5 protein-coding genes are annotated in these 4,155 nt (G+C 56.2%); 4 read left to right on the plus strand and 1 reads right to left on the minus strand.

What is annotated here, in order from left to right:
* On the minus strand, positions 1 to 187 hold a 187-nt coding region (locus tag GKG34_RS15795), incomplete at its 3' end, for a hypothetical protein (RefSeq protein WP_206671451.1).
* 136 nt (positions 188 to 323) lie between these two features.
* Between GKG34_RS15795 and mobC the strand changes: the two genes are divergently transcribed.
* From mobC to GKG34_RS15480, 4 genes are all read left to right on the plus strand, one after another.
* Entirely contained in the window at positions 324 to 770 is a 447-nt protein-coding gene (gene mobC, locus GKG34_RS15465; protein WP_154256844.1) for a plasmid mobilization relaxosome protein MobC, read from the plus strand.
* Entirely contained in the window at positions 733 to 2,295 is a 1,563-nt protein-coding gene (locus tag GKG34_RS15470; protein ID WP_154256846.1) for a relaxase/mobilization nuclease domain-containing protein, read from the plus strand. Before mobC ends, GKG34_RS15470 begins: the two co-directional genes overlap by 38 nt.
* Before the next feature lie 192 nt (positions 2,296 to 2,487).
* Positions 2,488 to 2,940 carry a CHC2 zinc finger domain-containing protein gene (locus GKG34_RS15475; RefSeq protein ID WP_279237279.1) on the plus strand — a complete coding sequence of 151 codons (453 nt, stop codon included), beginning with the start codon at positions 2,488 to 2,490 and terminating at the stop codon, positions 2,938 to 2,940.
* Positions 2,903 to 4,155, plus strand: a 1,253-nt coding sequence (locus GKG34_RS15480; RefSeq protein ID WP_154256849.1) for a phage/plasmid primase, P4 family, incomplete at its 3' end; no start/stop codon positions are given. The genes GKG34_RS15475 and GKG34_RS15480, both read left to right, overlap by 38 nt.

Raw genomic sequence — 4,155 nt, forward strand, 5'->3', positions numbered from 1 at the left:
AGGAACTGCGTTCGGTGTGAACGGTGACCATGAGCAGGAGCTTTGCCTTTTCACATGTTTTGCTCTGCAAAATCTTCAACGTGCATTGCGGTTCGACTTCTGAAATTTTCAGTGTTGCACGGAAAGGGCGAAAGCAAGTATCGACCTGTGGCCACAAATTTTCAATGCTTGAAAAATTGCTGTCCACTCAGTCATCCTTGTTGGGGAGTGCCTTCCCCAAACCCTGCTCTAGCTTCGCACCGTTGGTGCGAATGCGGCGTGTCGCATTACATAGCCCTCTCCATCCCGGAACGGGCATTTATCATTTTCACAGGAGGTCGAATATGGCTGAAATGAAAAGTCCGAACGTACACGCAAAGAAGAACCGCAATGATACGCCGCGAAAACGAAAGACACACATCATCAAAGTCCGAGTGACCGCAGAAGAAAAACTGCGGATCGCATACGCCTGCAAAAAACTCCACCTCACCCAATCCGAACTCGTCCGCCGCGTCCTGTACGGCGTGAACGTCAAGCACACCGTTGTGGTGGCGCAGGGCGGCGAGGATGCACTGGCGGCGCTTGCCGCCTTGTCTGCCCAGTGCAGCAAGGTGGGAAGCAACCTCAACCAGCTTGCACGGCACTTTAACTCCGGCGGCAAAGACACCGAGCAGCTCCGGGCGCAAATACTGGAGGAACTGTCCGCGCTCACGAACTTTCGGCTGAAAGCCGAAGAAACGGTTGGTGAACTGTATGGCAACCATCAAGCATTTGACCTCGAAAAACTCTAACTATGCCGCCGCCGAAAGCTATCTCACCTTTCAGCACAACGAGTACACCGGTCTGCCCATTCTGGACGAGAAAGGCAGACCCAAGCTGCGGGATTCGTACCTGCTCGACACCCTTGAGTGCGGCGAATCTTCGTTTGCTATGGCCTGCCTGATTGCCAACCGCAAGTACGGCAAGAACGGCGGGCGGGAGGACGTGAAGACCCATCACTACATTGTGAGCTTCGACCCGAAGGACGCAGTGGAGAACGGCCTGACCATGGAATGGGCGCAAGCCCTTGGCTTGCAGTTCTGCAAGGACAACTTCCCCGGTCATCCCGCCATCGTCTGCACCCACCCGGACGGTCACAACAGTGCGGGAAACATCCACGTCCACATCGTCATCGGCAGCTTGCGTGTCCGCACCGTGGAACGGCAGCCCTTCATGGACAAGCCATGCGACTGGGAAGCGGGCAAGAAGCACCGCTGCACTTCTGCCATGCTCCGGCACCTCCGTGTCGCAGTCATGGAGATGTGCGAGCAAGCCGATCTGAACCAGATCAATCTGCTGGAAGCCCAAGGCGACCATGTTTCGGAGCGCGAGTATTGGGCGCAGCGGCGCGGACAACGCCGTCTCGACCATGCCAACGCCAAACTTGCCGCCGAAGGGCAGCAGCCCACCCAGACCGTCTACCAGACCGAGCTGGACAAACTGCGAAAGCAGATCTACTCCGTGCTGAACAAGACCACCACCTTCGAGGAATTTTCTGCATTGCTCATGCAGGAATACGGCATCGCCGTGAATGAGAGCCGAGGCCGGTTGAGCTACTGCCCGCCCGGTCGGACAAAGTTCATCACTGCCAAGAAACTGAGCAAGAAACTGGAAAAAGAGCAGGTGCTGACCGCCCTCTCCCAGAACATCAAGCTTGCCGCCATCATCCAGCCCAGCAGCGAGAAGAAGCCGGATAAGATCAGGAAACTGGTTGACATTCAGGCGAACGTTGCTGCAGGCAAGGGCATCGGCTATGAGCGTTGGGCGAAAAAGTTCAACCTCAAACGCTGGTCGCAGACCTTGTGTCTCCTGCAGGAGAAAAAGCTGCTCAGCGAAGATGCCCTGCACCAGCGCATTGCCGAACTGCAAACCCAGCACGACGATGCACTGGCGGTGGTCAAAGACTTGGATGCCCGCGTGGTCTCCCTCAAGGAGCTGCGCGGGCATCTTGTGGTCTATCGGCAGTACAAGCCTCTTGCACAGAAGCTCCAGACTGTGCGGAATCCCGCCAAGTTCAAAGAGCAGCACCGTGCAGAGCTTGCTGTGTACGAGGCCGCTTGCGCCTATTTCAAGGCCAACGGGCTCAGGACGCTGCCGGACCTCAAAAAGCTGGATGCCGAATACCAGACCCTTTCCTCGGAGAAAAACAGGTTCTACACCCGCTACAAGAAAGCGCAGATCGAACTGCGTGAACTCCGCACCGCACAACAGAACGTGGAAGCCTTCTTCCGCAAGGAGGAGCGCGGCCACGCCGTACCGCAGCAGGAGGTCAAATGAACAACACTCTGACGGATCGATGTGTGAATAAACCCAACCTCACCCACGCCCCTCACCGGGCTTCGTCCTTTCGCCTGTACCCCACCCATTGGGACGGAGGGTAGCACCTCTGTCTTTTCGGACGTAAAAAACGCTATCTCGACCCGGCAGGCAGCGGAGCTATACGGCTTCGCCGTAAACCGGAACGGTATGATGTGCTGCCCCTTCCACGGGGATAAACACCCCAGCATGAAGGTGGACAGCCGTTTCCACTGTTTCGCCTGTCAGGCAGATGGCGATGTGATCGATTTTGTCGGCAGACTTTTTCAACTTTCTCCCTACAAGGCTGTGGAAAAGTTGAAGGATGACTTCGGCATGGCACTTGCCGACGGCAAGGTGCGGCTTGCTCCCCGCAGACCGCCCACCGTCCGGCAGCAGCTGCTGGACTATTACCGCTGTCTGCAGCGTTGGCGGGTCCGATACTCACCGCAGTCACCCACAGAAGAACTTCACCCCTGCTTTCTTGAAGCGATAAAGAACCTTGACATCGTTGAATATTATCTGGACTGTTCGGTGCTCCCGGACCCGCAGACCGAAAACGAGCTACGGAAGTATTGGGAGGGATTGCATGAGCGACTGGAAAAAGAGGAACGAAGATTGGCGTGATGAGGACGAACTGGAAGAAGAGGAAGAATGCGAATGCCCTTGGGTAGACAGTAAGGGCAAAGTGCGTGAAACCGCTTACTGCCAGTACCTTTTAGAGAAACACCCCATGATGTGCCTGAAACAGAAGCTGTTCGACCAGAACGGCGAGGTAGACGAGGACGCACTGCTCTACGAAGTCCACAGCGACCTCCGTGACTTTGTGCTCGACAACCTTGCCAAGAAGGAAAAGCAGGTTCTGGACGCACTCCGTATCGAAACCTATACCCCTGAATGGAAACCCCAGCTTGACCGCATCCATCTCCAGAACGGAACCTACTTTCTGGACGAGCGGGGATTTGTGCCGGAAAAGGAACTCTGCCTGAACCGGCTCCCCGTGGAATACCAGCCCGATGCCCCCGCACCGACCAAGTGGCTGGAATTTCTGGACGGTCTGCTCATCCCGGAGGACATTCTGACCTTGCAGGAATATCTCGGCTATCTCCTGATCCCGTCTACCAAGGCGCAGAAGATGCTGGTCATGACCGGCAAGGGCGGCGAGGGAAAATCCCGCATCGGCTTGCTGCTGAAGAAGCTGTTCGGGGAAGCCTCTCACTCCGAATCCATCCTCCGCATCGAAACGAACCGCTTTGCCAGTGCAAATCTGGAGTACAAGTTGGTCATGGTCGATGACGACCTGAACATGGTGGCTTTGCCCGAAACACGGAACATCAAGTCCATCGTCACCGCCGAGGACCGTTTGTGCATCGAGCGGAAAAACAAGCAGGCTGTCCAAGGCCTGCTGTACGTTCGTTTCATCTGCTTCGGCAATGGCAACCTTGTGGCCGCTCACGATGACAGCGACGGCTTCTGGCGCAGACAGATCCTCATCACGGTGAAAGACCGTGACCCTGCCCGGGTGGATAATCCCTTCCTCATCGAAGAGTTGTCCGAGGAGCGTCCCGGCATCCTGCTGTGGATGCTGGAGGGGCTGCACCGTCTGATGGCGAACCGCTATCAGTTCACCATCAGCGAGCGCTCCATCCAGAACCTTGAAGCAGCTATGGCGGACAGCGACAACCTGACCCAGTTCATGCAGGCCAGTGCGTATGTCCGCTTCAAGCCCGACACCGAGGAACGCTCCACCTATCTCTACCGCGCCTACACCAAGTGGTGCGAGGATAATCTGGAATCGCCTGTTCCGCAAAAGAAGTTCAGCCAGTTCCTGCTGAAAAATGC

The organism is Faecalibacterium sp. BIOML-A4 (assembly GCF_009679665.1).
Classification (GTDB): Bacteria; Bacillota; Clostridia; order Oscillospirales; family Ruminococcaceae; genus Faecalibacterium; species Faecalibacterium taiwanense.

Bases quoted from the DNA above. Each gene is read 5' to 3' on its own strand.
- mobC (WP_154256844.1), top strand. From the start codon at position 324: ATGGCTGAAATGAAAAGTCCGAACGTACACGCAAAGAAGAACCGCAAT.
- GKG34_RS15475 (WP_279237279.1), top strand. From the start codon at position 2,488: ATGTGCTGCCCCTTCCACGGGGATAAACACCCCAGCATGAAGGTGGAC.
- GKG34_RS15470 (WP_154256846.1), top strand. From the start codon at position 733: ATGGCAACCATCAAGCATTTGACCTCGAAAAACTCTAACTATGCCGCC.